Annotated in this window: 22 protein-coding genes and 2 tRNA genes; 4 read left to right on the top strand and 20 right to left on the bottom strand. The window is 67.9% G+C overall.

Features of this window, described 5'->3' with window-relative positions; genetic code table 11:
- Positions 1-13: 13 nt before the first annotated feature.
- Positions 14-1,246 carry an amidohydrolase family protein gene (locus tag ACYQ1L_RS02630; RefSeq protein WP_460002714.1) on the bottom strand — a complete coding sequence of 411 codons (1,233 nt, stop codon included), beginning with the start codon at positions 1,244-1,246 and terminating at the stop codon, positions 14-16.
- A gap of 138 nt (positions 1,247-1,384) precedes the next feature.
- Here ACYQ1L_RS02630 and ACYQ1L_RS02625 point away from each other — a divergent pair, with 138 nt between their 5' ends.
- Both ACYQ1L_RS02625 and ACYQ1L_RS02620 read left to right on the top strand, forming a co-directional pair.
- A complete protein-coding gene (locus ACYQ1L_RS02625; RefSeq protein ID WP_460002713.1) occupies positions 1,385-2,008 on the top strand; it encodes a hypothetical protein in 624 nt (207 codons plus the stop codon).
- On the top strand, positions 2,008-2,451 hold the full coding sequence (locus tag ACYQ1L_RS02620) for a hypothetical protein (RefSeq protein WP_460002712.1): 444 nt from the start codon (positions 2,008-2,010) through the stop codon (positions 2,449-2,451). Before ACYQ1L_RS02625 ends, ACYQ1L_RS02620 begins: the two co-directional genes overlap by 1 nt.
- 17 nt (positions 2,452-2,468) lie before the next feature.
- Here ACYQ1L_RS02620 and ACYQ1L_RS02615 read toward each other — a convergent pair whose 3' ends face one another.
- The 11 genes from ACYQ1L_RS02615 to ACYQ1L_RS02565 all read right to left on the bottom strand — a co-directional run bounded on the left by ACYQ1L_RS02615 (position 2,469) and on the right by ACYQ1L_RS02565 (position 16,565).
- Positions 2,469-3,395 (bottom strand): ribokinase, encoded by a 927-nt coding sequence (locus ACYQ1L_RS02615; protein WP_460002711.1) that lies wholly within the window; start codon positions 3,393-3,395, stop codon positions 2,469-2,471.
- A gap of 156 nt (positions 3,396-3,551) precedes the next feature.
- The gene (locus ACYQ1L_RS02610; protein ID WP_460002710.1) at positions 3,552-4,355 is read right to left on the bottom strand and encodes an SDR family oxidoreductase; all 804 of its coding nucleotides are present in this window, start codon (positions 4,353-4,355) and stop codon (positions 3,552-3,554) included.
- Positions 4,352-5,320, bottom strand: coding sequence for a nucleoside hydrolase (locus ACYQ1L_RS02605; RefSeq protein WP_460002709.1), 969 nt, complete (start codon positions 5,318-5,320; stop codon positions 4,352-4,354). Before ACYQ1L_RS02605 ends, ACYQ1L_RS02610 begins: the two co-directional genes overlap by 4 nt.
- On the bottom strand, positions 5,317-6,282 hold the full coding sequence (locus ACYQ1L_RS02600; protein ID WP_460002708.1) for a nucleoside hydrolase: 966 nt from the start codon (positions 6,280-6,282) through the stop codon (positions 5,317-5,319). The genes ACYQ1L_RS02605 and ACYQ1L_RS02600 overlap by 4 nt, the downstream gene beginning before the upstream one ends.
- Positions 6,283-6,479: 197 nt before the next feature.
- Entirely contained in the window at positions 6,480-7,457 is a 978-nt protein-coding gene (locus ACYQ1L_RS02595; protein ID WP_460002707.1) for a nucleoside hydrolase, read from the bottom strand.
- Position 7,458: 1 nt separating this feature from the next.
- Positions 7,459-8,403 carry an ABC transporter permease gene (locus ACYQ1L_RS02590; protein ID WP_460002706.1) on the bottom strand — a complete coding sequence of 315 codons (945 nt, stop codon included), beginning with the start codon at positions 8,401-8,403 and terminating at the stop codon, positions 7,459-7,461.
- Positions 8,400-11,201, bottom strand: a complete 2,802-nt coding sequence (locus tag ACYQ1L_RS02585) for an ATP-binding cassette domain-containing protein (RefSeq protein ID WP_460002705.1) — start codon at positions 11,199-11,201, stop codon at positions 8,400-8,402. The genes ACYQ1L_RS02590 and ACYQ1L_RS02585 overlap by 4 nt, the downstream gene beginning before the upstream one ends.
- A 106-nt stretch (positions 11,202-11,307) precedes the next feature.
- Positions 11,308-12,351, bottom strand: coding sequence for a BMP family lipoprotein (locus tag ACYQ1L_RS02580; RefSeq protein ID WP_460002704.1), 1,044 nt, complete (start codon positions 12,349-12,351; stop codon positions 11,308-11,310).
- Positions 12,348-13,430 carry a LacI family DNA-binding transcriptional regulator gene (locus ACYQ1L_RS02575; RefSeq protein ID WP_460002703.1) on the bottom strand — a complete coding sequence of 361 codons (1,083 nt, stop codon included), beginning with the start codon at positions 13,428-13,430 and terminating at the stop codon, positions 12,348-12,350. The genes ACYQ1L_RS02580 and ACYQ1L_RS02575 overlap by 4 nt, the downstream gene beginning before the upstream one ends.
- A 110-nt stretch (positions 13,431-13,540) precedes the next feature.
- On the bottom strand, positions 13,541-15,181 hold the full coding sequence (locus tag ACYQ1L_RS02570; protein WP_460002702.1) for an adenine deaminase C-terminal domain-containing protein: 1,641 nt from the start codon (positions 15,179-15,181) through the stop codon (positions 13,541-13,543).
- Positions 15,182-15,387: 206 nt separating this feature from the next.
- A protein-coding gene (locus ACYQ1L_RS02565) for an IS3 family transposase (protein WP_460002701.1) occupies positions 15,388-16,565 on the bottom strand; the annotation gives its coding sequence in 2 pieces (ribosomal slippage) (positions 15,388-16,296 and positions 16,299-16,565; 1,176 coding nt in all).
- A 1-nt stretch (position 16,566) separates the two neighbouring features.
- Here ACYQ1L_RS02565 and ACYQ1L_RS02560 point away from each other — a divergent pair.
- On the top strand, positions 16,567-17,628 hold the full coding sequence (locus ACYQ1L_RS02560) for a tyrosine-type recombinase/integrase (RefSeq protein WP_460002700.1): 1,062 nt from the start codon (positions 16,567-16,569) through the stop codon (positions 17,626-17,628).
- Between the two features lie 40 nt (positions 17,629-17,668).
- On the opposite strand, the gene ACYQ1L_RS02555 is transcribed toward ACYQ1L_RS02560, so the two are convergent.
- The 6 genes from ACYQ1L_RS02555 to serS form a co-directional block, all read right to left on the bottom strand.
- Positions 17,669-17,757 (bottom strand) — tRNA-Ser (locus ACYQ1L_RS02555).
- A 64-nt stretch (positions 17,758-17,821) separates the two neighbouring features.
- Positions 17,822-19,090 carry an LCP family protein gene (locus ACYQ1L_RS02550; RefSeq protein WP_460002699.1) on the bottom strand — a complete coding sequence of 423 codons (1,269 nt, stop codon included), beginning with the start codon at positions 19,088-19,090 and terminating at the stop codon, positions 17,822-17,824.
- Between the two features lie 32 nt (positions 19,091-19,122).
- Positions 19,123-20,397 (bottom strand): LCP family protein, encoded by a 1,275-nt coding sequence (locus ACYQ1L_RS02545; protein ID WP_460002698.1) that lies wholly within the window; start codon positions 20,395-20,397, stop codon positions 19,123-19,125.
- Positions 20,398-20,450: 53 nt separating this feature from the next.
- Positions 20,451-20,535 (bottom strand) — tRNA-Ser (locus ACYQ1L_RS02540).
- Positions 20,536-20,670: 135 nt separating this feature from the next.
- Positions 20,671-21,510 carry an HAD family hydrolase gene (locus ACYQ1L_RS02535; protein ID WP_460002697.1) on the bottom strand — a complete coding sequence of 280 codons (840 nt, stop codon included), beginning with the start codon at positions 21,508-21,510 and terminating at the stop codon, positions 20,671-20,673.
- A complete protein-coding gene (gene serS, locus ACYQ1L_RS02530) occupies positions 21,507-22,811 on the bottom strand; it encodes a serine--tRNA ligase (RefSeq protein WP_460002696.1) in 1,305 nt (434 codons plus the stop codon). Before serS ends, ACYQ1L_RS02535 begins: the two co-directional genes overlap by 4 nt.
- A 114-nt stretch (positions 22,812-22,925) precedes the next feature.
- On the opposite strand from serS, the gene ACYQ1L_RS02525 reads away from it, so the two are divergent.
- A complete protein-coding gene (locus ACYQ1L_RS02525) occupies positions 22,926-23,921 on the top strand; it encodes a diacylglycerol/lipid kinase family protein (protein ID WP_460002695.1) in 996 nt (331 codons plus the stop codon).
- 78 nt (positions 23,922-23,999) lie between these two features.
- Here ACYQ1L_RS02525 and ACYQ1L_RS02520 read toward each other — a convergent pair whose 3' ends face one another.
- Positions 24,000-24,701, bottom strand: coding sequence for a hypothetical protein (locus tag ACYQ1L_RS02520; protein ID WP_460002694.1), 702 nt, complete (start codon positions 24,699-24,701; stop codon positions 24,000-24,002).
- 70 nt (positions 24,702-24,771) lie between these two features.
- Entirely contained in the window at positions 24,772-26,232 is a 1,461-nt protein-coding gene (gene cls, locus ACYQ1L_RS02515; protein WP_460002693.1) for a cardiolipin synthase, read from the bottom strand.
- Positions 26,233-26,446 lie beyond the last annotated feature (214 nt).

Here is a 26,446-nt window from a genome sequence, read left to right as displayed (position 1 = left end):
CGGCCCGTGAACGTCAAGCTGGAAGCGAGCCGGCGACGACCTCACCCCGTGCGACGACGGCGACGACGTTTTCCGCTGTCAGCGCGTCGATGTCGTTCCATGGGCGTCCGCGAACGACGATGAAGTCGGCATCCAGCCCCTCGACCAGCCTCCCCGTCGTCGAGCCCAGCCTCATCGCGTCCGCGGCATCAGAGGTCCCGGAACGGAGCGTGCGCTCGGCGGTCCAGCCGAACATGCGCTGCATCAGCCGCAGTTCCTCCATCTGGTCGCCGAACCTGACGAATACGCCGTTAGCGTCACTGCCGAGCACGAAACGGATGCCCGCGGCCGCGGCCGCAGCGAAGTTCACATCACGGTCGGCTACCACGGCGCGCGCCTTAGCGGCCGCTTCGTCGCCGACCGGCACGCGCCTTTGGGCGATGACGTCGTTGATCAAGAGGGTTGGCGCCACCGGCAGGTCTCGTTCCAGAAGCGCGTCGAAGTGCCGCGGGAGAATGCCGGTGCCGTGCTCGATGGAGTCCACGCCGAACTCGAGTGCGATGTCGACGCCCTCCGCCGAGTGGGTGTGGGCAGCCACGAGCATTCCGAGTGCATGGGCCTCGTCCACGGTCGCCGAGATCTCCTGCGGGGTCTGATTGCGCCAGCCGACCTTGTCGCCCATGGAGAGCACGCCGCCGCTCGTATAGATCTTGATGCCGTCGACTCCGGACCGCGCCCAGGTGCGCACGAGCTTGCGGCACTCGTCAGGCGAATCGGCGACCCGGGGTCGACGATCGTAATGCGGCGGGGTGAACAGATCGCCGTGCCCGGCGGTCATGCCCACCGGGCCGCTGACGAGCACGCGCGGGCCGGGGATCAGCCCCATCGCGAACCCGCGTGCCGCCGCCAGCTGGACCTCGGACCCGGCAAGGTCCCGCACTGTGGTGACGCCGCCCGCGGCCGCGCGCCGCGCCTGTGCGACGACGTGCAGCGATTTCTCGGCCTCCGGCGTGATGAGAGGCCACGTCATCCAGTCGACCGATCCCGGGCCGGCGTAGCCGTCCAGATGGACATGCGTGTCGATGAGGCCGGGGATGACGGCGTACTCCGCGCTCGATGAGGACCTCGGTGCGTCCGGGGTGCCCGACGAGGGATCAGCACGCACCGCGGTGATCCGCGAGCCCTTCCACGACACCGATCCCGTACCGCGGAAACCGTCGCCGTCCCAGATGGCCACACCGTCCAGTGCGTCCGACTTCTCTGTCATGTCGCCTCCGTGCATCCCTTGACATTACCGCCGGATCACCGCTGTCCTCGTTCTCCTCATGCACCGCCCGGACATGGGAGACGTCATTGGTCGACTCGAGGCCGCGCGGGCCACCGCCGCGGGTGCGAGAATGGGGCGATGGTGCGTGAGCGCGAAGCGGTGGCAGTCGGCGAGCAGCCGTGCATCCTGCTCGTCTCGCACTGCATCCTCAACCAGAACGCCGTCGTCCAGCCGCTCGCGCGCAGCTCCGGTGTCCTGTTCGATGCCGCCGACTGGGCGCTCGCGCAGGGCTGGGGTGTCTTCCAGCTGCCCTGTCCCGAGTTCCGCGAGCGCGGACCGCGGCGCGAACGGGAGACATTCGACGGCTACAACACCGAGTCGTTCCACCGCAGCAACCGCGAACTGCTCGGCCCGGTCATTCGTCAACTGACGCGGTATCGCGACGCCGGGTATCGGATCGTCGGCGGAATGCACGTGCAGGGGAGCCCCTCCTGCGACCCCGACACGGGCAACTGGATCACCGACATCCTCGAGGCTGCGGAGATGGCCGGGATCGTCATCGAGACGCAGTGGCAGGTGCCGCAGACGGCGGATGCCGCTTTCCTGCCCGACGACCCCGCGACACTGTTCGGCGACCCGGCGGGACGCCGCACCTACCCCGACGGGGCGACCACGCCGACGGCGCAGGAGCGGACACGCGCGCGACAGCGTCGCCAGGTGTTCCTGGCGGGCGACCGCATTCCGGTACGCGCGGACGCCTGATGCCGAACGCCGACGTCGATCTGCGGCAGTACTCGCTCGTCCTGGTGGGGCACGGGCTTCTCAATCCTCTCCCCGGCGCCGAAGGTCCTTCCGTCGCACAGCGACGTGCGCTGGTGCGCTGGGCAAGTGCACGCGGGCATGGGCTCTACCAGCTTTCCGCGCCTGGCATCCGCCTGGATCCGGACCCGAGCGCGCGTCGGCGGTTGGCCCGGGAGGATACCGCCGCACTGCGCTTCGTCCTCTCGCAGGTGCGGGAGTATCTGAATGCCGGTTATCGGGTGGCCGCAGTCATCCTCGAGGATGCCGACGTGCGCGGACCCTCAGGGCGTGCATGGCTACGCCGGCTCGCGGCCGCGGCCGTCTCCGAACAGGTCGAGTTGCCCACGCCCGTCACCGTCGCGGGGACAGACCTCGAGGACCTGGAGCGACTCGTGCCGGCATGATCCGCCGTGCCGGAAGGTCAGGAGAGCGGCGTCGCCGCCATGAAAGCCTCCACCGCGGAGCGGTCGCGATAGGACGACTGCGCGCCTTTGCCCTGCACCGCCACCGCCGACATCGCGGTCGCGAAGCGAACCGCCGGACGCAGTTCGACACCACGGGCGAGCTCGCACGCGAGCGCCCCGACGAACGCATCACCGGCACCGGTCGTATCCACGACGTCCACCTCGTAGGCCGGCACGACGTCGGTGCCGTCAGAATCCGCGATCAACGCCCCGCACGCGCCGAGCGTGATCACGACCGAGCGTGCTCCGCGCGCGAGCAGCCGCGCGGCCAACTCCTCGAACGAGTCCGCCTCCCTCGCATCCGCGCCGAGCACGATCCGCGCCTCATGCTCGTTCACCACGAGCGGGTCGCACACCGCGATCGTCCGGTCGTCCAATTGCGCGGCAGGCGCGGCGTTGAGCAGCACCCGGACGCCCGCGTCGGCGGCGGCCGGCGCGACGTACGCGACAGTGGATGCCGGGATCTCCAGCCCCAGCACCAGCAGCGACGCTGAGGACCAGACCGAGACCATCGACTCTGCCATCGCGATGTCCACGGAGGAGTTCGCCCCTGGTGAGACGACGATCGAGTTCTCACCATCCGGGGTGAGCAGGATCAACGCCGTGCCGGTGGACCGCTCCCCCGATCGCAGGTCGTCCAGCAGCACACCCGCTTCGCCGAGCCGCGCCCGCAGGAATGCGCCGTTGCTGTCATCGCCGACGCAGCCGAGGAATCGCGTCTGCGCCCCCGCACGCGCGGCTGCCGCGGCCTGATTCGCACCCTTTCCGCCCGCGAACACGTGCAGGTCGGATCCGAGCAGGGTCTCCCCTCCCTCCGGACGCCGGTCAACCTCTACAACCAGATCGGTGTTCGCGCTGCCGAGGATGACGACCGTGCTGCTCATCAGGTTTCTCCGTCCTGCGCCGCAGGCGCATCAGGGGCTTCGTGCCGCTACCGGGTGTGCCGCGTGTGACGGCGTTGGAGTGCATCGACGATTCGATTGCGGTGAGCAGCACCCCGTGGACGATACTTACCGGGCAGCCGATGCCGCCACCGTCCGTCACAGGGTCGCCCCGGCATCCACCACGAGCGTCGTGCCCGTGATGTACCGCGCCTCGTCGGAGGCGAGCCAGCGCACCGCGTAGGCGACATCCATCGGTTCCATACGATCGATCGGCATCGGCAGAGCCAGCGAGTCAGCACCGCCGAATGATGCCTGCCACTCCTCCGCCTTCTGATTCTGGGTCATGAACGTCGAGGTCCCGCCCGGCTCGACGACGACGACGCGCACGCTGTGCTGCGCCAGTTCGAGCGCAAGGGATCTCGCCATCCCGACCAGACCGGCCTTGGCCGCCGCATAATGGCCGATCGTGGCGACCGGGCGGACGGCCGCCGTCGATCCCATGACGACGATAGCTCCACCGCGCCCGCCCGCGAGAATCGCGGGAACGGCGGCGCGGACGGTGTTCCAGGTTCCCGTCAGCACGATGTCGATCATCGTCTGCCACTGGTCGGCATCTGCCTCCCAAGTCGAGCGCGGCCAGGACGCGATCCCCGCGTTGGCGACGATCGTGTCCAGCCGCCCCCACGCCGCTGTGGCGGTGTCTACGGCCGCGCGCATCCGGTCGATGTCGCGCACGTCTGCGGAGAAGGCCAGCGCCTCGCCGCCGGACGCGGTGATCAGTTCGACGGTCTCGTCGAGGTCGGTGGCGCTCGCGGTGTCGTACGTCAGCCCCTCGATCTGGGTGCGAACGTCGCTGACAATGACTTTCGCCCCGGCCTCCGCGAGCGCGAGTGCCGTGGCGCGCCCGATCCCGCGGGCCGCGCCCGTGACGAGGGCGACCCGGCCGGTGAAGTCGATCATCGGTCTTCGCCGGGTTGGCGGTACGCGGCGATCAGTGCGAGGGCGTCGTCTGCGATCGAATCATCGATGTCCAGCAGCACTGTGCAGTGCGCGCCCTCCTGCTCGGGGTATCCGGTGTAGACACCGCGCATGTCGCAGATCGTCTGGCCGTGGGCTGGGCCGCCCGCGGTGTCCACCTCGACACGGACGACGGGCGCGAGGTTGACGTTCAACGTACCCGCGGCGGCCGCCACCGCCAAGGAGTCGTGCATCGTCGCGGACCAGCCGCCGAAACTCTCCCCGATGTAGTCGCCGTAGAACTGCAGAATGCGGGACATGTACTGTGCCACCTTGCCTCCCGCATCCAGCACGGCACGCCGGTCCGACGTGATCAGCACCTTCATGGTGACGTCCAGGCCCACCATGATGATGGGCCACGGCGCGCGGAAGACCGCGGCCGCGGCCTCGGCGTCGTGCGCGATGTTCGCCTCGGCCACCGGGGTCGCATTGCCGGGGGCGAGCGCGGCGCCCCCCATCAGGGAAACTCCCGCGACGAGACTCGGCAGCTCAGGGTCCAGTGCGAGGGCCGCGGCGATGTTCGTGAGCGGCCCCACGGGTACCAGCCATACTTCGCCGGGGTTCGCGTGGACGATGTCGATGATCTGCTGTACGGCGCTGACGTCCGCTGCGGGTCCCACTTCGGCCCCGTCATACGCGTTGCCCTGTCCGTCATCACCGTGGACGAAGTACGCGAAGTAGGTGTCCTTTCCGGTCAGCGGACCCGCGGCGCCCTGCGCCACCGGGATGTCGCCGCGCCCGACCATCTCGAGCGTGTGCAGCGTGTTGCGCGTCGCGGTGGGCACGTCCACGTTGCCCCACACCGTGCCGACGGCGAGCAGGTCGATGTCGGGATGAAGTGCCGCGTACAGGATCGCCATGGTGTCGTCGACACCCGTGTCGCAGTCGAGGATCATCTTCGTGCTCATCGTGCATCCTCGGCGCTGAGGAGAGCGTCCATTGCGGATAGACGCGTGTCGAGCAGTTCGCGGAATCGTGCGACGTCGACCTCGAGCGCGACATCGCAATTGGACTGCCGCCGTGTGTCTCCCGCGCCGTCCCCACCGCGGAAGTCCACCACGGTCATGCCGGACGTCAACCGACCCGTGTTCTCCACGTCAACCGGGAGCAAGCGGGTGGCGATCACGGCGGGGTCGATGACCGCAGCCACCGCCAGCGAGTCGTGCTGGGCCATCGCGCCGCCGTCCTCGCGACTGTCCTGGTAGGTGTCCAGCATGTGGCCGATCATGTCGGCAAGCTTGCCGCCAGAAGCAAACAGCCGCGACAGGTGTGCGCGACCGACCAGCGCGCGGTGCGTCACGTTGAGCCCGACCATGGTGATCGGCACCCCGAAGTCGAACATCTTCGCCGCGGCATCCGGGTCGTAATAGATGTTGAACTCTGCGGCGGGCGTGGCGTTGCCCAGATCACCCTGGGTGCCGCCGCCCATGATCACGAACCGCTCCACCTTGCGTGCCGTTTCCGGATACTCGTTGATGAGCAGCGCGATGTTGGTCATCGGCCCGATCGCGACGACGGTAACGGGCTCGGCACTGGATTCGATGAGACGGACGAGCAGCGGGAGCGCGGGTTCGAGGACCCGCGACGACGACGGCAGCTCGTACCCGCCGAAGCCGTTATCGCCGTGGACCTCGGACGCCGAATTGCGGTCGCGGCGCCACAGCGGGCCCGATGCTCCGCGTCCGACCGGGCAGTCGAGCCTCAGCAGGTCGGCGAGAGCGGCCGCATTGCGCGACGTGTGCTCCAGGCCCACGTTGCCCGCCACCGCCGTGATCCCGAGAATCTCCACCTCGGGGCTGGCCGCCGCGAGCATGATGGCGAGGGCATCGTCGATGCCCGGGTCGGTGTCGATGATGATCGGTCTGACCATGGTTCACTCTTTCTCTTCTGTCGTTGTTTCGATCCCGCACGTGGAGGCGCAGATGCCACAGGGGCGGGCGCTGACACGCTTATCGGCCCACCACTTCGGCCCCTCGATGCCGTCGGATCATGGGTGATCACCTCGCCGTTCCCGTCGGGCGTCCTCGAGTCAGGGCTCGCAGCCGAGGATGCTGCGTTTCCGAAGACCTAGCCCAGCGCCACGGTGAGTCGCTCGACCGCATCGACGACCTGGTCCGCGAAGCGCTCCCACTCGAGGGCCGTGGCGACGTGGGTGCGATAGTCGGTCTGCGCCAGCGCGGTGCCATTGCTGTGATGCATCCCTGGCGCGTCGAGGAAGTTGACGACGGTCATCCCCCGCGTCCACTCTCCCCGTAGTTCGACGCGCACGTCCGCCGTGGCAGTCGTGAACGCACCGGGATCGATGAGGGCTGCGACGCAGCAGGCATCATGCACGGGCGGCGCGTCGAATTCGTACTGCTGCCTGTAGGTGCTGCCCACGAACTCCCAGATATCCAGCACGAAACGGCTGATCGGTCCGCCGACGGCTCGCACCCGCTCCTGGAGTTCTGCCGTTGCCAGCGCCTGGTGGGTGAGGTCGAGACCCATCATCGTGACGTTCCACGGTGCCCGGAAGACCGCCTCGGCGGCCTCCGGATCCACATAGATGTTGAACTCCGCGCCCGGCGTGACGTTGCCGCGAGTATACGCGCCGCCCATCACCACCACGGACTTCACGCGGTCGACGATCCGCGGCTCGAGACGCATCGCCAGCGCGATGTTCGTGAACGGGCCGACAGGCACAAGGCTCACGGAGTTCGGCTCGTGGGCCATCACGGTGTCCACGATGAACTGCGCAGCCGAGCGCGGGTCCAACTCGAACTCGGCCGGCGGCAGATACGGGCCGTCGAGACCCGTCTCACCGTGGATGTCTTCAGCCACGATCTGCTCGGTCACGAGCGGCACCGCAGCCCCACGGGCCACCGGTACCCGGATTCCTGCGACGGCGCAGACCGACAGCGCGTTGGCCGTGACCTTCTCGATCGTCTGGTTTCCCGCAACGGTCGTGATGCCGAGCAGTTCGATGTCGGGATTCCCGGCGGCCAGGAGGATGGCGATCGCGTCGTCGTGGCCGGGGTCGCAATCGATGATGATCTTCTGCGCCATCTCAGACCCCCGCCGCCGCGAGCGCCTTGCGGGCCCTCGCCTTGAACGCGGAGCGGACTCGCAGCGCCGCGAGGACCAGGGCGATGACCGTGATCACGTATGGCGTCGTCAGCGCCAGCGACGAGTTCACGCCGGCGAGGGCGAAACGATCGGCCAGTGCGTCCGCGGCACCGAAGATCAGGCACGCGATCATCGTGAAGTACGGCCTGCCCAGCCCGAATGTCAGCGCGGCGACGGCGATGAACCCACGGGATGCGGTCATCCCCGCCGTGAACGAGCCCACCGTGGCCATCGCGAGCTGTGAGCCGGCGATGCCGCAGAAGACGCCGGAGAGCATGATCGAGATGAACTTGACGCGTGAGACGTTGATGCCGGCCGCGAGTGCGGCGGACTCGTCCTCTCCGACCGCGCGCAGGTGCACGCCGAACGGGGTGCGGTACAGCACGAACGCGTACACCGGCACGAGCAGGAACGCGAGCCAGACGAGGATCGTCTGGTGGTTGAGCATCGGTCCGATGATCGGGATGTCTCCGACCACTCCGAGGTCGATCTTCGGCAAGATGGCCTTCACGTTGCCGGGTGTCACGCCCGCGTTGCCGTAGAGCACGGTCAGCAGCAGCACGGTGATCCCCGCGGCCAGCAGGTTTATGCCGATCCCGACCACGATAAAGTCGGCCTTGAATCTCAGCGTTGCCAGCGCGAACAGCAGTGCCAAAATCAGTGCCGCCGCGATCGCGCCGAGCACGCCGACGAACGGGTTCGTCACCGCACCGACGGCGATGGCCGCGAACGCGCCGACCAGCATCATCCCCTCGAGGCCGATGTTGAGGATGTTGCCCATCTGAGTGAGGGCACCGCCGGTGGCGGCCAGGAGGATCGGCGCCGTCTTGGTCAGGATGACGGCGAGCGTCGCGACGGTGAAGATCTGAGCAATGATCGCGTTCACCGCGAGACTCCTCTCATGTCGGCCTTGTCCCGCTGGACCGGCTCGGGTTTCGACAATCGCTTCTTTCTGCGGCTGCGGTTGATGATGAACGTTGCCGTGATCGTGATGATGATGAGCCCCTGGAGCACGTTCACGATCGGGAAGGGCACTCCGGCGGATTGCAGGCCGGTGGTGCCACCCATCATGGTGGCGTAGAACAGCGCCGCGACCAGTGATGCCCAGGGGTTGAGCCGCGCCAGCAGGGCGACGGTGATGGCGAGGAAGCCGAAGCCGGGTGAGAACGCCTGCAGGAAGCGACCGCCGTTCGGTCCGATGACGTACAGTGCTCCGGCGAAGCCGGCGGCGGCGCCGGAGACCATCAGGACCTGCATCGACATGGCCTTGACGGAGACACCCGTGTATTCGGCGAATCGGTTCATCTCGCCGAGTTGCTTGACCTTCAGCCCCCACGGAGTGCGCATCAAGAGGAGGCCGAGCAGAATTGCGACGATGATGGCGAGGATGAGATCCGGACCGATCCCGTAGGACGGGTTGAACATCGTCAGGTTGTACGCGTCGTCGATCTTCGCGGATGCTGCCGCGCCTGCCGTCTTGTCCTGGAACGGACCCGTCACGAAGAAGTTGGTGATGAGAGTCGCCACGGTCGACAGCAGCAGGGTCGTGACGACGATGTCGACTCGCCAGTACGCGTACAGGACGCCGGGGATGAGGCTCCAGAGTGCGCCGGCGATCGCGCCCACCACGAGGATGAGGACAATGGCCACCACGGGTGGCAGCCCGTGGAATGTGAAACCGACCCAGGCGCCGAAGAAGGAGCCGAAGAAAAGGGATCCCTCACCCGCGATGCTGAAGAATCCAGCGCGGAATGTGATGATCGTTCCCGCCGACATGATCGCCAGGGGAATGAACATCGCGATGATCGTGCCGATGCCGTACGGGGTGCTCCAGCCGGATGCGAACAGCTGGACATATGCGGTGAGCGGATTCTGGCCGATCAGGACGATGATGACCGCGCCGATCGCGAGTGCGACGAGCACTGCGATCACGGGCTGCACCGCGTTGCGCAGGGCGCCCGCTGCGAAGTCCGCGAAGAATCGCGGACGTTCTGCCTGGCCCGTCACGGTCGCCGCTACCGCGGTCGGGAGGGGCGTGATGATGGACGTGGTATCCACTTCCTCGACTTGCGAGACCTCGGCAGGGCGGCTCTCGTCGAGAGTGGCGCCCGTCGCCGCGAGCTCCGCGGCGACGCGCTGGCGCTCGGCCTCCGCTTCCGCGAGGGCCTCCGCTGTCGGCTTGACTCCTGCCATCGCGAGCCCGACGGCGACTTCGGTCATCGTCTCCTGCGTGAACTCGGCGATGATCTGGCCCCGGTACATCACCAGAAGCCGGTCGGAAAGACTCATCACCTCGTTCAGGTCGGCGGAGAACAGCAGCACTCCGGCGCCTGTATCGCGTGCACGGACGATGGAGTTGTGCACGAACTCCATCGCGCCCACGTCGACGCCACGGGTCGGCTGAGACACCATCAGCAGTCGCGGCTGCGACTCGAACTCACGCGCGATGATGACCTTCTGCATGTTGCCGCCGGACAGGGTGCCGATCGGCGTGTCGGGCCGTGCTCCGCGGACATCGAACTTCGCGATCATCATCTGCGCGTAGTCGCGCATCGCCCTCAGCGACAGCCAGCCGCGTCTCGCGATCGGCGGGTCCAGGTGTGTCGCGGCGAGGTTCTCGGCGATGGTCAGGGATGGTCCCGCACCCTCGTCCTGCCTGTCCTCCGGGATGTATGAGATGCCGCTGGCACGGCGAACGCCGACGGATGCCGAGGTGACATCCTTCCCGTCCAGCACCACCCGCCCACGGGGTGGCAGATACATGCCGGCGATGGACGCCGCGAGCTCGGCCTGACCGTTGCCCTCGACCCCGGCGATCCCGACGATCTCACCGCTGCGCACCGTCAGGGAAAGATCGTTGACGGCGATCGCGCCGCGCTGGTCCACGGCATAGACGCCATCGACGTTCAGCACCTCGGCCTGTGGGTTCGGCGGGCTGTGCATGATGCGCAGCAGCACCTCGCGGCCGACCATCATCGAAGCGATGTCGGTCTGCGTGAGCCCTTCGGCGGGCCGCGTGTCGACGACTTCGCCGTCACGGATGACCGTGACCACATCGGCGATCGAGAGGACTTCGCCGAGCTTGTGGGAGATGAACAGCACCGCGCAGCCTTGTGCGGCGAGTTGGCGCACGACGACGAACAGCTCGTCGGTCTCGGCCGGTGTGAGGACAGCGGTCGGCTCGTCCAGGATCAACAGTCTGGTATCGTGCGAAAGCGCCTTGATGATCTCCACGCGCTGACGTTCTCCGACGGAGAGGTCCTGCACGCGGTCTCGCGGGTTGATCTTCAGGCCGAGCGACTGCGACAGCTCACCGACTCGCTTCTCCATCGCGCGCTGGTCGAGTTTGCCGAACGCGTTCGAGGTCTCCTTGCCGAGGAAGATGTTGGCGGCCACCGTCAGCGACGGCACGAGTTTGAAGTGCTGGTGCACCATGCCGATGCCGAGGGCATCCGCCTTGGTGGGGTCGGTGAGGGTGACGGGCTTGCGGTCGAACAGGATCTCGCCCTCTGTGGGCTGCAGGTTGCCCGAGATCATGTTCATGAGCGTCGTCTTGCCCGCCCCGTTCTCGCCCACGATCGCGTGCACGCGGCCGGGCTCTACGACGAGCGAGATGTCGTTGTTGGCTACTTTCGGGCCGAACGACTTCGTGATGTGGCGGAGTTCGAGGATCGCGTTATCCATGCGCGCTGCCTTCCTGGCAGAAGAAGTAGTGATGTGGAGAAGATGCTCGTGGTGGGGGTGACGACCCCCACCACGAGGATTCCGTCGTGACGGACGCGACCTGCGCTTACTGAGCGCCTGCGGCGTGCGGGACAGTGGTCTTGCCGTCGACGACGTCCTGCTTCAACGCGTCGATCTTCTTCTGGATCGCGTCGGGCACGAGGTTCGAGTTGTTCGTGAAGTCGAGTCCGACGCCGTTGTTCGCGAGTCCATAAGAGGTGGTCTTGCCGAAAGCGAGCTTGCCCGCATCCGCCGCTTCCACGGCCAGGACGAGGGAGCTGCCGACGTGCTTGAGCATGGAGGCGAGCACGTGACCGGGCTGCACGGCGTTCTGATTCTGGTCGACGCCGATCCCGTACTTGTTCGCGTCCTTGGCCGCCTGCAGCACGCCGATGCCGGAACCGCCGGCGACCTGGAAGACGACGTCCGCTCCATCCGCGAACATCGCCTTGGCCTGGTCGTAGCCCTTGGCCGAGTCGCTGAACGATCCGACGTAGCTGACGACGGTCTTGATGCTCGGATCCACGGCCTTGACCCCGGCCTTGAATCCTTCGACGAAGTCGTTGATGACGGGAATGTCCATGCCGCCGACGAGCCCGACGGTCTTGCCTGCGGAGGAGAGCGGGAAGCTGGCCTTGTCGGTGGCGGCATAGGCCGCGAGCGCGCCCGCGAGGAACGAGCCCTCGTTCTGCGCGTACGTGATGGATGCGATGTTCGCGCCCGGCACGACATTGTCGAAGCTGATGTACTTCTGGTTGGGGAACTTCTTGGACGTGGCGATCAGGATGTCCGACATCTGGGCGCTGCCGACGACGGCGAGGTCCCAGGACCCGGTCGACAGCGACTCGAGATTGGACTTCCACTGCGCCGGGTTGCTGGCGTCCGCCTGTAGCGTCTGAGTCTTGTGACCCGATGCCTTCAGTTCGTCGAGACCGCGCTGCGCGTCATCGAAGAACCCCTGGTCGCCCAGCGCGCCGTTGACCGCGAATGCGACCGATTGCTTTCCGCTGGTCGAGCCGCTCGAGGACGGGGCTGAGCTCCCGCTGCACGCGCTCAAGCCGAGTGCGAGCACTGCACTGGCGGCGACGACGCCGATCATGCGCTTAATCATCTTGCTCCTTGGTGTGTGGTTGGGGTGTGAGGAAATGTGTGAGCTTGATACGTGGATTCATGGGCGGCCGCATCCGAGGGCGGGCAGCCGCACGACTCTCGGATCACAAGTCGGGTCGGAAGGATGCTCATGCCGGAGTACGCGTTCTGGGGATCCTCGATCCCCTCGAGCAGACGTCCGACGACCGCAGTCGAGATGGCTTCGAAGGGCTGCGCCATCGTGGTCAGACGAGGGCTGATGTAGTCCCCGAGGCGAATACCGTCGAAGCTGACGACGGACACGTCCTGCCCGACGCGCCGCCCTGAGTCCGCAAGAGCGCGGAGCGCCCCGACCGCCTGCATGTCCGATGCCACGAACAGCGCGTCGATGTCGGGGCTGCGTTCCAGCAATGCTCGCGTCGCGGCCCAGCCCGCCTCAGCCGTGAACTCGACGAAGGCGATCTGGTCGCGATCGACCGGGATGCCGGCGTCTGCAAGGGCGTGTGCCCACCCAGTTGCGCGCGCCTGGGCGGTGGAGGTTTCGCTCGATCCGGAGATGCACGCGAACACGCGACGGCCATGCTCGATCAGGTGCTCAGTGGCTACGCGCGCGCCGCCGGCGTGGTCGACTGCGACCGCTGGGACGTCGACGTCCTCGTTGAGCCTATCCGTGACGACGATGGGGATGCGTGCCTTGACGAGTTCTTCGTATGCGTGGGAGGAGTCGTTGTCCGGGCAGACGATCACGCCGTCGACCTGTCGGTCGAGGAATGTCCGCACGTAGGTGAGCTCGCGCTCTGGCTCACCCCCGCCGTTACCCAGCAGCACTGCGTACCCGACGGCAAAGGCCGCGTCTTCGATCGCTGAGGACAGTTCGGCGAAATACGGGTTGGAGGAGTCCGGCAACAGGAGGCCCATCGTGTGGGAGCGGTTGGTCGCGAGGCTGCGCGCGATCGCGTTCGGCCGGTAGTCGAGCTCTTCGATCGCGGCGAGAACGCGCGCACGTGTCGCGCTGCTGACGGGATGCGAGCCGTTCATGACGTACGACACAACGGCAGGACTCACTCCCGCGCGTCGTGCGACGTCGACTCGACTTGCCATGTCATCACCTCACTGTGGATGGACACTCTTCGGGAAAGCGTTACGCGGGTTTCGTTACCCGCATTTCATGACAGAAAACCACCGCGGCGGGCGTGCGTCAAGCGCGTTATTCAATCGTGACGATCTGAAGGCTCGATCGCCGCTGTCACGAATCCACGCGCCAGGACATCGATGAGGCCATAATCCGAGATCTTCAGCTCCGGCGAGACCGGCAGCGTCAGCGTCGAAATGCTCATGAACGGGATCCGGTGATTCCAGCCCCAATCCTTGAGCGCCTCGCGAATGCGACCGGTGGCGGCCGCCACCTCGGGGAGGGGCGCATCCGTCATCACTCCCCCGATCGGCAGCGCCAACTCGGCGTCACCGGTCCGGGCGCGCACCACAATGCCGCCGTCGATCTCCACCGCCCGGACCACCGCGGCCATCATCCACTCCGTCGAGGTTCCGATCACGGTGAGGTTGTGGCTGTCGTGCGCGTAGGTCGTGGCCACCGCTCCCGGAGCGATCTCCATGCCCAGCACTGGGGCATGCGCCACGCGACCCGAGCCCTCGTGACGCTCGATCACCGTGACCCGGGCGCAGTGACCTTCCCACTGCACGACTCCGTCGCGCACTGGGAGCGAGATGGTGTCCGCCCGCGTGGAGGTGTCGACCGGATTGACCCGGATTGCGCGGAACAAGTGCATGCCGTCAGGCAGGTCCGTCGTCCAGTCCAGCGTGGCGAGCGAACCGGCTCCGATTCGGATGCTCCCCGTGAAGCGGCGCGTGGGCGCGGGTTGCTCGTGCACTCGGCGTCCGCCGACCACCACGGCCTGCACACGGAATTCGTCGAGGTCCGTGATCAGCACCAAATCAGCGCGACGACCCGGAGCGACAATGCCGCGATCATGAAGCCGGAGCCTTCGGGCGGGGTTGATCGTGAGTGCGCGCAACACCGTGATCGGCGCCATTCCGGCACCGCGAGCCACGCGGGCGACGTGGTCGAGATGGCCGTCGCGGGCGATGACATCGGCGGCGATGTCGTCGGTGACGATACACAGGTCCGGCGGATAGGGCAGGGCGTCGAGCGCCGCGATGACCTCCGCGGTGAAGGACTTCTCCTGGAGCATGAGTGTCATGCCGAGCCGCAGCTTCTCACCGAAAGGTCCGGCATCGTTCTTGCAGTGGTCGGAGTCGACGCCCGCGAGCAGATAGCGCTGCAGTTCGTCTCCGTCGAGATTCGGGCAATGCCCGTCCACGATGACCCCGCGTCGGCGGGCGACCGCGAGAATCTCCTCCATGCGCTCCGCACCCGCCACGACGGCGCGATAGTCCATGAGCTCGCCGAGGGCGACGACCCCAGGCAGTGCCAAAAGTTCGTCGACTGCGGCGGCATCGAGGATCGCTCCTGCGGTCTCCATGCCGTCGAGGGACGGCACGCATGACGGCACTGCCCAGAACATGCTCTGCTGCGTACGCGAGCCTTCGGACACCATCCATCGCATGGCCTTCGCGCCGGCCACGTTGACGATCTCGTGCGGGTCGGCGAGCACCGTGGTCGTGCCACGGGCGAGCGTCGCCTGCGCGAAGGTCGCAGGCACCAGCATCGAGCTTTCCACATGCACGTGCGCGTCGATGAAGCCCGGCACCACAAGCAGACCTCGCGCGTCGATCTGATCTCGCGCGCGCGCCATGGACCCGGGCTCGATGAGGGCGGTAATCGTCGCGCCATCGATGAGGACGTCGGCGCGCCACATCTCGCCCGTTGCCACCGAGACGACGGTTCCGCCCGAGACCCTCAGATCATGCATATCATCCGCCCTCCACGACGACCGTCGACCCCGGGTCGAACTCCGTCGGCGATCCGTGGTGCTTCCGGGGTGCACCCGACGCCAATAGTGATCTTAGAAGTGCGGCTTGAAGCATCCCAGGTTCTCTGCCGCTTGGGCGTGAAGCAGGAATCGGTGACAGATTCGGTTTAGGCCGCGAGAGATTGCGGCTCGGTTAGCTTGGCTTCGAAGTCGATCGGCGTCAACCCGCCGAGGGTGTCCTGTGCTCGTTGGCGGTGATACTTCCGCTCGATCCAGACGACGATCGCGAGGCGCAGTTCCTGCCGGGTGGCCCACCGCTGCTGGTTGAGGACGTTCGTCTGCAGCAGCGACCAGAACGACTCCATGGCGGCGTTGTCTCCGGCGGCGCCGACGCGACCCATCGATCCAACCATGTCATGACGGCGCAGCTCGCGGGCCATCGCCCTGCTGCGGAACTGGCTGCCCCGGTCAGCGTGCAGGATGCACCCGGCGACCTCACCGCGACGAGAGACGGCGTTGCGGACGGCATCGACGGCGAGCTTCGCGGTCATCCGGTCGCTGATCGAGTAGCCGACGATGCGGTTGGAGAACACATCCTTGATCGCGCAGCAGTAAAGCTTGCCTTCGCTCGTCCGATGCTCCGTGATGTCCGTGAGCCACAGCCGGTTCGGGGCATCGGCGCGGAACACCCGCTGCACGTGATCGTCGAACACCGGCGGGCCGGTCTTCTTGCCCTTCCCACGTCGCCGGCGCTGCGCGGACGAGAGGATCCCGGCCTGCGAGCACAGCTTCCACGCCGTGCGCCGGCTCATCCGCCATCCCGCCCGGCGGGCTTCGTCGGCGAGGTATCGGTATCCGAACGTCGGGTCGTCGTGATGCGCGTCATGCAGCGCGTTGATCCGATACGCGCGGAGCATGTCCGCGTCCCTGACGGGATCGTTTCGCCACCGGTAGTAGGGCTGTCTTGCGAGCTTGAGGACCCGGCACGACACCGTCACGGGAATCCCCGCGTCGGCGAGCTCAGATACGAGCGGGTACGTCATTTTGGGGAGCCACCGAGTCTCAGGTTCGCCTGCGACAGATACGCCGCCGCTCGCCGGAGGACCTCGTTCTCCTGCTCGAGGAGGCGGATCCGCTTCTTCAGTTCACGTGCCTCGGCAGCGTCCGCGGCGGTCTGACCAGGACGGTTGCCTTCCTCGACGTCGGCCTGACGGAGCCAGTTCTGCAACGTCGCCTCGCTGATACCGAAGTCGGTCGCAACCTGCTTGATGGTGACGCCGCTCTCGCGGCTGCGAGCAACCGCGACAACGTCTTCGCGGAACTCTCTGGGATAGGGACCGGGCATGATGACATCCTTCCCGCCAGCGCCTCCCGGCACTAACGATCAGTTGTCACCGATTCGTTCCTCACGCCCTCGCGCCGAAACCGGTCTCCCGCTCCCACCCAAACGCTCCTTCACACTGCAGGAGCTCGTGGACGACTTCCTTGCCGCTCGCGAGACCGGCAACCCGCACACGGTCGACACAGACCGGAACAACATCGCCGCCTTGCCCAAGGCACTACTGCGCCGACCCCTCGCCTCCATTCACTCCGGCGACATCCGAACGCACCTGATTCGAGAGCTGCAGCTCAAGAAGCCCTCTACCGTGGCCCGCGAGAAGACGACGCTGAGCGCGCTCTTCACCTACGCCGCCGAGCTGGGATTGTTGCACCAGCCGCATCCCGTGCGGACGATGAAGAAGATCCCGGAGCTCGGCGCGAGTGCGGTACGTGCGATCAGCGCGAAGGATGTGCCAACACCAGCCAGGCTCGCCAAGGTACTCGCCTCCGTCCGCGAGCGACGCTCCGACGTCGCCGACGTCTTCGAGTTCATGTCCCTCACCGGCATCCGGTGGGGTGAGGCGCGAGCCCTGCGCATCGACGCACTCACCGAAGTGCCGCTCCCGCAACTCCTCGTCGACCGCTCGCACTCCGACCGGTACGACGAGAAGGAGACGAAGACCTGGCGCGGAACCCGCACCCTCCCGCTCTCGCCACGGGCGCTCGAGATCTTCCGGCAATACGCTGACGGGAAGTCTACGAGCGAATATCTCTTCACGAACCAGCGCGGGAGACAACTCTCGGTCGGCACCGTGCGGAAGTTCCCGCTCGGATTCGAACGGCACAACCTGCGCCACTACGCCGCATCGACGTGGCTCCGGCTGGGCACGCCCGTCAACGAGGTCGCCGAGTATCTCGGCGATGACCCGCGCACCGTCCTTGCCGTCTACGCCCACATCCTGGGCGAAGGACAGCGCCGGGCTCACGCGCAGCGACTTGCCCATGCGGAGGCCCGAGAACGGGTGGGGGATACCTGGGGGACACCTGGAGCCGAAAACGGCCCGAAATCTGGAGCGACGCGATTCTGAGCACGCGTTAGAAAATATATCCTGACCAGGGATTCTACGGCGGAGACGGAGGGATTTGAACCCTCGGTCCCCTTACGGGGACTCCACCTTAGCAGGGTGGTGCACTAGGCCTGACTATGCGACGTCTCCAGATGTCCGGCTCACCGAACACCAGGGACCATCCTAACGGGTCCGCACGGGCGCCGCGAACCGACTAGGAATCGCCGCCGTTCGAGCAGGTCTCCTGCTTCGCCGTCTGCCCTGTGATGTTCTCCGGCAACGTCACCGCACCGGCGGTCTCGCCGGGCGCCGGTGTCGCTGCAGGGTCCTGCGTCGCTCCCGGATCCGTCGTCGCCTGATCGGTCGGGGCGGGCGTCGCGGGGACGACGGCGTCGCGCTGAGCACGGACCTGGATCCGCTCGTTGGAGGCGAGAGCGGCCCAGAGCCGGTCGGCGCTCTCGCGATCGGGGATGACCTTGACACGCGGATTGTCGGGATCGTCGAACACGGGGTAGTTCACGAAGACGATCTGATCCAGCGGCACGTCCTTCATCGCCAGGGCGATCTGCACGAGCAGGGTCGGGCTGGTCAGCGTCGTGCTGGGCGTTACATTCGACATCACGGTATTGGCGAGCCTCAGCAGCGTGCCGGGGTTGCCCAGCACCTTCGCGGAGACCATCTTGCGCGCCAGCGACGACATGTACACCTGCTGATTGCTGCCGCGGCCGAGGTCACCGCCATCACCGACGCCGTGTCGAACGCGGAGGAACTGCAGCGCCCAATAGCCCTTCAGCGTGTGCGTGCCCGGAGCGAGATCGAGCCCGGTGTTCTCCGGATCCCTGATGCCATTGGCGACACAGACGTCGACGCCGCCGATCGCGTCGGTGATCTTCATCACCCCGCCCCACGTCACTTTCGCGGCGAACTGGATGTCGAGCCCCGACACCTCGCTGATCGTGCGGTGGACGCACGCAAGTCCGTTCCTCGGCCCTCCGATGCCGATCGCGTCGTTGAGGGGCGCTTTCTCGCGGCGGTCGGTGTCGTTGCCCTCGGAGTCGACGCACGACGGGATCGGAACCATCAGATCTCGCGGGAAGGTGATGACCGTCACGCGGCGAGGGCTGTCCGAGATGTGCAGCAGCAGGTTCGTGTCGTTGCGCTCCCCGCCCGCCTCAGGGTCGGAGCAGCGGTCGCCGAACTCCGCCTTGAAATCGTCTTCGCACACATCACTGCCGACGAGCAGCATGTTCACGCCACCCTTGATCGCTCCGATGTCCGGAGGGATCGATTCCTCGCCGTCGAGCGCGACGGCCCTCTCGCTGAACGTGTGACCGAGGCCGTCGGCGACATAGGCCGCCACGCCTGCACCGGAGACCATGACCACGGCCACGGCGATGCCGAGGATCTTCAGGAGCTGGCTCCACGCACCCGGGCGGCTCAGCTGGCCGTGCCGGGCGACCGGCCGTCGCGCGCGAGGAGTCATCGTCACACGCTAACCCACCGAGGGAAGCAGTCTCAGCCCGAGTAGCCGTTGCCGTTGGAGCAGGTCTGCTGCGCGGCGGACTGACCGGAGATGTTCTTCGACAGCTCGACCGGACCCGAGGTCGCGCCCGGCGTCGGCGTCGCGCTGGGCTCGGTGGTGGCGCTGGGATCCGCGGCCGGATCGGTCGGCGTGGGCGTCGCGGAGATCACGGCGTCGCTGCGCTGTCCGGTGACCTGGATCGGCTCGTTCGCGGCGAGCGCAGCCCAGAGCTGGTCGGCGCTGTCCTCGTCCGGGACCACTTTGTTCGGGTCATCGGGGTCGGTGAACACCGGGTAGTTCACGAAGTTGATCTGGTCCAGCGGCACGTCCTTCATCGCCAGGGCGATCTGCACGAGCAGGGTCGGGCTGGTCAGCGTCGTGCTGGGCGTTACATTCGACATCACGGTGTTGGCGAGCTTCAGCAGCGTGCCGGGGTTGCCCAGCACCTTCGCGGAGACCATCTTGCGCGCCAGCGACGACATGTACACCTGCTGATTGCTGCCGCGGCCGAGGTCGCTGCCGTCGCCCACGCCGTGACGGGTCCGCAGGAACTGCAGCGCCCAGTAGCCCTGCAGCGTGTGCGTGCCCGGAGCGAGGTTGAGGCCGGTGTCGGGATCCGTGATGCCGTTCGCGACGCAGACGTCGACGCCGCCGATCGCGTCGGTGACCTTCATCACGCCGCCCCACGTGATCTTGGCGGCGAACTGGATGTCGAGTCCGGAGAGCTTGCTGATGGTGCGGGCGACGCAGGCGAGACCGTTCTTGGGCCCGCCGGTCTCCAGGGTCGTGTTGATCGCCTGCTTCGAGGCGGGGCTGGTGTCGTTCCCTTCGGAGTCGATGCACGACGGGATCGGAACCATGAGGTCACGCGGGAACGTGATGACCGTCACGCGGCGAGGGCTGTCCGAGATGTGCAGCAGCAGGTTCGTGTCGTTGCGCTCTCCGGCGTTGGCGGGGTCCGAGCAGCGGTCGCCGAACTCGGCCGCGAAATCCGGCTCGCAGGCGTCGCTGCCGACGAGCAGCATGTTCACGCCGCCCTTGATCGCCCCGATGTCCGGCGGCACGGACGCCTCGCCGTCCAGCGTCACGGCCTTCGCCGTGAACGTGTTCGACAGGTCGTACGCGACGTACGCCGCGACGCCGACGCCCGAGACCAGGACCACTGCCATGGCGATGCCGAGGATCTTCAGGAGCTGGCTCCAGGCGCTCGGGCGGCTCAGCTGGCCGTGCCCGGCGACGGGGCGTCGGGTTCGGGACGTCGCGCTCACTCAGTGCCTTTCACGGATCTGCGGGTGAATCGCGCCACCCTGCGCTCGCTCAGCGGAGAGTGTGGGATTCGAACCCACGGAGTATTGCTACTCACTGGTTTTCAAGACCAGGTCCTTCGGCCGCTCGGACAACTCTCCTCGTCGTGCCTGCGCACGCCGATCAGGGGTCGAGTCTAACGGAGAACCGGATCGCGCCCGGTGAGCGCTCCTCCATTGTGCCGCGAACGCCTGGGCGGCCCCTGAGTGAATGCCCAGGTCACGCCCGGGAAGGAGTCAGCCGGCCGCGGGCACCGCGAGCACGATGCGCTCGATCGCTGCGGCGAGACCGCCGTCCGCGACGTCGTCCGTGACCTCGCCCGCCGCCGCCTTGACCTCGTCCGGCGCCTGCCCCATGGCCACCGCGCGACCGCCGATCCCGCGGGCCCAGGTGAACATCCCGACGTCGTTGCGGCCGTCCCCGGCCACGAAGACGCGTTCGCCGGCGTCGCCGCGCCCTTCCTGCACGCGCCGGAGTGCAGTGCCCTTGTCGACGCCGCGCGGGGCGATGTCGAGCCACGCGGTCCAGCCGATCGCGTAGGAGACCTCGTTGAGACCGGCGTCCTGCACGAGACGGTGGAAATCCTCCTCGTCGTGCCCGGGCGAAGCCACGACAACGCGCGACACCTGCTCGGCGCTCAGCTCCGGGAACGCGACCTGGCGCCCGCCGTCGAGGGTCCAGTCGTCGAGCACGGCGGTGTACAGGCGCTGGCCGGATCCGAGCTCCACCATGTACCGCGCGTCGGGCAGCCGGTCGTGCAGGAGTTCGAGCACGGCCGTGGGATCGAACGTCTCCACATTCCAGCGCTCGTAGGCTTCCGACGCCGGGCCGTCGACGGCATCGTCCTTCCGCCGCAGGGTGACCGCGCCGTTGGAGCACACCACGTACTCGGGGCGGATGTCGAGCGCGTCGAGGAAGCGGTGCGTGCCCATCCAGCTGCGCCCGGTGGCGAGCGTCACCTCATGGCCGGCGTCGCGCGCCCGGGCCACCGCCTCGGGCACGCCCGGGCTCATCGTCTCGTCCTGCAGCAGGACCGTGCCGTCGATGTCGAGCGCGATGAGCCAGGGCGCCGTCATGCGTCCGCGCCCTCCGCGGTGGCGCCGAGCGGCCGCAGCACCTCGAGCCCGCCGAGGTAGGGGCGCAGCACCTCCGGCACCCGCACGGATCCGTCCGCCTGCTGGTGCGTCTCCAGGATCGCGACGATCCAGCGGGTGGTGGCGAGCGTGCCGTTCAGGGTCGCGACGTGCTGGGTCTTCGCCGTGCCCTCGGCGGCGTCCGGACGATGCCGGATGTCGAGCCGGCGCGCCTGGAAGGTGGTGCAGTTCGAGGTGGAGGTGAGCTCGCGGAACGCGCCCTGCGTCGGCACCCACGCCTCGATGTCGTACTTGCGCGCGGCACTGGATCCGAGATCCCCCGCGGCGACATCGATCACCCGGTACGACAGGCCGAGCGCGGTGAGCATCTCCTCCTGCAGGCCGACCAGGCGCAGGTGCTCCGCCTCCGCCTCCTCGGGCGTCGTGTAGACGAACATCTCCAGCTTGTTGAACTGGTGCACGCGGATGATGCCGCGGGTGTCCTTGCCGTACGACCCGGCCTCACGGCGGTAGCAGGTGGACCAGCCGGCGTAGCGGAGGGGCCCCCGCGACAGGTCGAGGATCTCGCCGGTGTGATAGCCGGCCAGGGCGACCTCGCTGGTGCCGACGAGGTAGAGGTCGTCGTCCTTGTCGAGGTGGTAGACCTCGTCGGCGTGCTTGCCGAGGAAGCCCGTGCCCTGCATGATCTCGGGACGCACGAGCGTCGGCACGACCATGGGCGTGAACCCGGCGGCGAGCGCCTTGTCGAGCGCGAGGTTCATGAGCGCGATCTCGAGGCGCGCGCCGACGCCGGTGAGGAAGTAGAAGCGGGCGCCGGAGACCTTCGCCCCGCGCTCCATGTCGATCGCGCCGAGCAATTCGCCGATCGCGAGGTGGTCGCGCGGCTCGAAGTCGAAGCTCGGGATCTCGCCGACCCGGCGCAGCTCGACGAAGTCCTCCTCGCCGCCGGCGGGCACCCCGTCGATGACGATGTTCTCGATCGCCGCGAGCGCCTCGGCCGCAGCCTCGGACGCCTCGTTCGACGCGGCCTGGGCCTGCTTCACACGCTCTGCGAGGTCCTTCGCCTGGGCGACCAGGGCGGCCTTCTCCTCCTTCGGCGCCTTCGCGACCTGCTTGCCGAACGCGTTCTGCTCGGCGCGCAGCTCCTCGAACGCGGCGAGCGCGGCACGACGCGATCGGTCGGCCTCGATCGCCGCGTCGACGGTCTCCGGCGCGTTTCCGCGCGCGGCCTGGGACTGACGGACGAGCTCGGGCTCGTCGCGGAGAAGGGCGAGGTCGATCACCCGACAAGTCTAGTCAGGCGCCACGACGCGGAATCCCGGGCCCGATGCCGGGGAGCGCGGTGTGCGGCGGGAGCGCCCGATGGTGCGCACGGATGCGCGGACTAGGCTGACCGCATGACAGACGCCGCCGGACGCCCGCGCGCCGCGCTCGTCGTCAACCCGGTGAAGGCCGACGCGCCGCGGCTGGCCGGGCTGCTGCGCTCGCTGTCGGCCGAGGCCGGCTGGGACGAGCCGCTGATCATCGAGACGTCGGTGCAGGATCCGGGCCAGGGCGCGACGCGCACGGCGCTCGAGCGCGGCGCCGCGGCCGTGCTCGTGGCCGGCGGCGACGGCACGGTGCGCGCGGTCTCGGAGACGATGGCCGGCACGGGCGTGCCCCTCGCGATCGTGCCCAGCGGCACCGGCAACCTGCTCGCGCGCAACCTCGGACTCGCGCTGGACGCGCCGTCGGCCGTGATCGATGCCGTGTTCCGCGGCGACCGCCACCCCGTCGACATCGGCTGGGCGGAGCTGACCCGGGCGGACGGCGATGTGCACGAGCACGGCTTCGTGGTGCTCGCCGGCATCGGCCTCGACGCGCACATGATCGCGAACACCCGTCCGGGGTTGAAGAAGTCCGTGGGCTGGGTCGCCTACGTCGACGGCGCCGCGCGGTCCCTCCCCGGCGCCAAGCCGTTCCGCATCGTGTACGCCGTGGAGGACCGGCGCCTGCACTCCGTCAAGGTGCACAGCATGCTGTTCGCGAACTGCGGCGCGCTGCCCGCCGGCATCGCTCTCGTCCCGGACGCGTCGATCACCGACGGCGACCTCGACGTGGCCGTCATCCAGGCGCGCGGCCCGTTCGGCTGGGTGAAGGTCTGGCGCACCGTGTGGTGGCAGAACTCCGTGCTGCGCCGCAGCAAGGCCGGCCGGCGCGTGATCGAGCTCACCGGATCCAGCGGCTCGATCCACTACCTGCGCGGGCGCGACGCCGAAGCGGCGACCACCGAACCGGCGCCCGTGGAGCTGGACGGCGACGAGTTCGGGGAAGCGGTGCGGATCCGCTGCCGCATCGATCCCGGGGCGCTGCTCATCGCGCTGCCCGCCGGGCACGTGATCAACCCGGCCTGACCTCGGCCCCTTCGACAAGCTCAGGGACCGGTGGACGCCGGTTCAGGGGGCCGGTCGTCGTTCGACGCGATCTGCGCGTCAGCCGACGACCTTCACCTCGCCGTCGAGGTGGTCGCCCTTCAGGGTCAGCGTGTAGTCCGACGGGTCCGCGGGAGGCGTCACGGTCAGCACGGTGATCCGGGGAGCGAAGTCCATGGTGCACATCTGCGTCGCGTCGGTCTGGAAGGTCACGGTCGCGCCCGCCTTCTCCTCCGCGACGCCCGACACGATCGGACGGCAGCTCGAGGATCCCCAGGTGAGCAGGAGGATCCCGCTCGGCGAGAACCAGGCGGCGGTCGGTGCGCCCTGCTTCGGCGCACCGAGAGCGCTGCTCCCCGTCAGGGTCAGCCGCCCCTGGGATCCGACTCCGTCGAACGACAGCGTCACGTCCTTCGCCGGGTCGACGCCTTCCGGTACTGCGACGTAGGTCGCTCGGGGCGCGAAGTCGGCGGTGCAGACAGCCTGCGGATCCGGCTCGGCGAGCGTAACCGTCACGGTCTGTCCGTCGGCGTTCACGTCCTGCACCGCCGGGGTGCAGGCGAGCGAGGACGATCCATAGGTCACCAGGCCAATCCCCCGACCGCCGTCGAGCCAGGCCGCGGCGGGGTCGGTGGACGGCTCCGCGGGCGCCGAGTCGGTCGGGACCGGTGCACCGACCGGCTCCAGCTGCGCACAGCCGGCCAGCGCGATCGACAGCGAGGCGGCGATCGCCGCGATGGCCAGGCCGGTGCGGATCCTCATGGGCACATGGTAGCCAGGCGCGTGTGCGGTGGCCACGACCGCGACCCCGGTCCGGGCACGCTCCGCGCGGCTACTGCAGGGACGACGTGAGACGGGCCAGGTTGTCCAGCACGGTCGAGCGCAGCGGCTGCTGCAGCCACTCGTCGAGGGTGAGCTCGCGGCTCAGCGCGCGGTACTGATCCTCCACTGCGCGCACCTCCTGGACGAACTCCTCGCCGCGCACGAGCATCGAGATCTCGAGGTTGAGACCGAAGGAGCGCATGTCCATGTTGCTGGATCCGATCACGGCGATGTCGTCGTCGATCGTCAGGCTCTTGGTGTGCAGGATGTACGGCTTGCGGTACATCCAGATCCGCACGCCCGCCCGCAGCAGCGCCTCGTAATAGCTGCGCTGGGCGTGGTACACGACGGCCTGGTCGCCCTCCTCTGAGACGAACAGCTCGACCTGCAGCCCACGGTCGCACGCGGTGGACACGGCGAGGAGCAGGGCCTCGTCCGGGACGAAGTACGGGCTCACGATCATGATCTTGCGGCGGGCGCCGTAGAGCAGTCCGAGGAACAGGCGCAGGTTGTTCTCGGCCTCGAATCCGGGGCCGGACGGCACGATCTGGCAGTCCAGGTCGCCGGATCCGCTGCCCTGGGGGACGAAGTCGACGGTCTCCGGCACCGTGTCGGTCTCGCTGTACCAGTCGGACAGGAAGACGGCATTGACGCTCGCGACGACCGGGCCGTCGACGCGCACCATGAGGTCGACCCAGTGCAGCCCGCGTTTGATGTTCTTCGGGAGGTTGTAGGTCGAGTCGGTGACGTTCTGCGAACCGAGGAAGGCCACTTCGCTGTCGACGACGAGGAGCTTGCGGTGATTGCGCAGGTCGGGGCGCTGGGTGCGCCCCCGGAAGGGCTGCACCGGGAGCATCAGGTGCCAGTCCGCACCCATCGCGTCGAGCCGGCGGATGGTCTGCTTGTACCGCGGCTTCCAGCGGTTCGCCCAGTGGTCCAGCAGCACGCGCACCGGCACGCCGCGGGCGGCGGTCTCCTCCAGCGCGCAGAAGAAGTTGTCGGTCGACGCATCCGACTGCAGGATGTAGAACTCCACGTGCACGTACTTCTGCGCGCGCCGGATCGCGTCAGCCATGGCGTCGAGCGAGGTCTGGTAGTCGGAGATCAGGTGCGCTCCGTTGTCACCGGACAGCGGCAGGGCGCCGAGGCGCTGACTCATGCCGATGAGCGAGCTCAGCCACTCCGGGGTGCCGGGGCGAGGCGTGCCCAGGTGCAGCCCCTTGGTGACCTCCGCGATGGTCGCGTTGATGAGCTCCTGCTTCTTGCGCCGTGCACGCGGCAGGCGCGGATTCCCGATCAGCAGGAACAGCAGCACCCCGATGTACGGGATGAAGTAGATGGCCAGGAGCCACGCGGTCGCGGCGGTAGGGCGTCGGTTGCGCGGCACGACGATGATCGCGATCACGCGGATCGTGATGTCGACCGCGATGCCGAACGCGACGAGCCACCAGGGCCACGCATCGGACGTCATGCACGTCCTCCTGAACCGGGGTGCGCCGCCAATCGGCGGCTTCGTCCACAGTAGCGGCTGGTGCGGACAACCTCGGGGAGCGAGTGATCACGGCTCGCGCCGGCCTCGCGGCACGGGAGTCGCGGCGTCGGCCGCAGACTACGGCCGCGGCGTGCCGCCCCTCGCATCGCCGGACGCGGGCAACGGCTGCGGAGCGCCGATCAGGACGAGCGCC

The organism is Microbacterium xylanilyticum, assembly GCF_054654695.1.
This window is presented reverse-complemented; position numbering and strand designations above follow the sequence as displayed.

Excerpts from the sequence above, each read along its gene's own strand:
- ACYQ1L_RS02630 (WP_460002714.1), bottom strand. The coding sequence starts at position 1,246 with ATGACAGAGAAGTCGGACGCACTGGACGGTGTGGCCATCTGGGACGGC.
- ACYQ1L_RS02625 (WP_460002713.1), top strand. The coding sequence starts at position 1,385 with ATGGTGCGTGAGCGCGAAGCGGTGGCAGTCGGCGAGCAGCCGTGCATC.
- ACYQ1L_RS02620 (WP_460002712.1), top strand. The coding sequence starts at position 2,008 with ATGCCGAACGCCGACGTCGATCTGCGGCAGTACTCGCTCGTCCTGGTG.
- ACYQ1L_RS02615 (WP_460002711.1), bottom strand. The coding sequence starts at position 3,395 with ATGAGCAGCACGGTCGTCATCCTCGGCAGCGCGAACACCGATCTGGTT.
- ACYQ1L_RS02610 (WP_460002710.1), bottom strand. The coding sequence starts at position 4,355 with ATGATCGACTTCACCGGCCGGGTCGCCCTCGTCACGGGCGCGGCCCGC.
- ACYQ1L_RS02605 (WP_460002709.1), bottom strand. The coding sequence starts at position 5,320 with ATGAGCACGAAGATGATCCTCGACTGCGACACGGGTGTCGACGACACC.
- ACYQ1L_RS02600 (WP_460002708.1), bottom strand. The coding sequence starts at position 6,282 with ATGGTCAGACCGATCATCATCGACACCGACCCGGGCATCGACGATGCC.
- ACYQ1L_RS02595 (WP_460002707.1), bottom strand. The coding sequence starts at position 7,457 with ATGGCGCAGAAGATCATCATCGATTGCGACCCCGGCCACGACGACGCG.
- ACYQ1L_RS02585 (WP_460002705.1), bottom strand. The coding sequence starts at position 11,201 with ATGGATAACGCGATCCTCGAACTCCGCCACATCACGAAGTCGTTCGGC.
- ACYQ1L_RS02580 (WP_460002704.1), bottom strand. The coding sequence starts at position 12,351 with ATGATTAAGCGCATGATCGGCGTCGTCGCCGCCAGTGCAGTGCTCGCA.
- ACYQ1L_RS02575 (WP_460002703.1), bottom strand. The coding sequence starts at position 13,430 with ATGGCAAGTCGAGTCGACGTCGCACGACGCGCGGGAGTGAGTCCTGCC.
- ACYQ1L_RS02560 (WP_460002700.1), top strand. The coding sequence starts at position 16,567 with ATGACATCCTTCCCGCCAGCGCCTCCCGGCACTAACGATCAGTTGTCA.
- ACYQ1L_RS02550 (WP_460002699.1), bottom strand. The coding sequence starts at position 19,090 with ATGACTCCTCGCGCGCGACGGCCGGTCGCCCGGCACGGCCAGCTGAGC.
- ACYQ1L_RS02535 (WP_460002697.1), bottom strand. The coding sequence starts at position 21,510 with ATGACGGCGCCCTGGCTCATCGCGCTCGACATCGACGGCACGGTCCTG.
- ACYQ1L_RS02525 (WP_460002695.1), top strand. The coding sequence starts at position 22,926 with ATGACAGACGCCGCCGGACGCCCGCGCGCCGCGCTCGTCGTCAACCCG.
- ACYQ1L_RS02520 (WP_460002694.1), bottom strand. The coding sequence starts at position 24,701 with ATGAGGATCCGCACCGGCCTGGCCATCGCGGCGATCGCCGCCTCGCTG.
- cls (WP_460002693.1), bottom strand. The coding sequence starts at position 26,232 with ATGACGTCCGATGCGTGGCCCTGGTGGCTCGTCGCGTTCGGCATCGCG.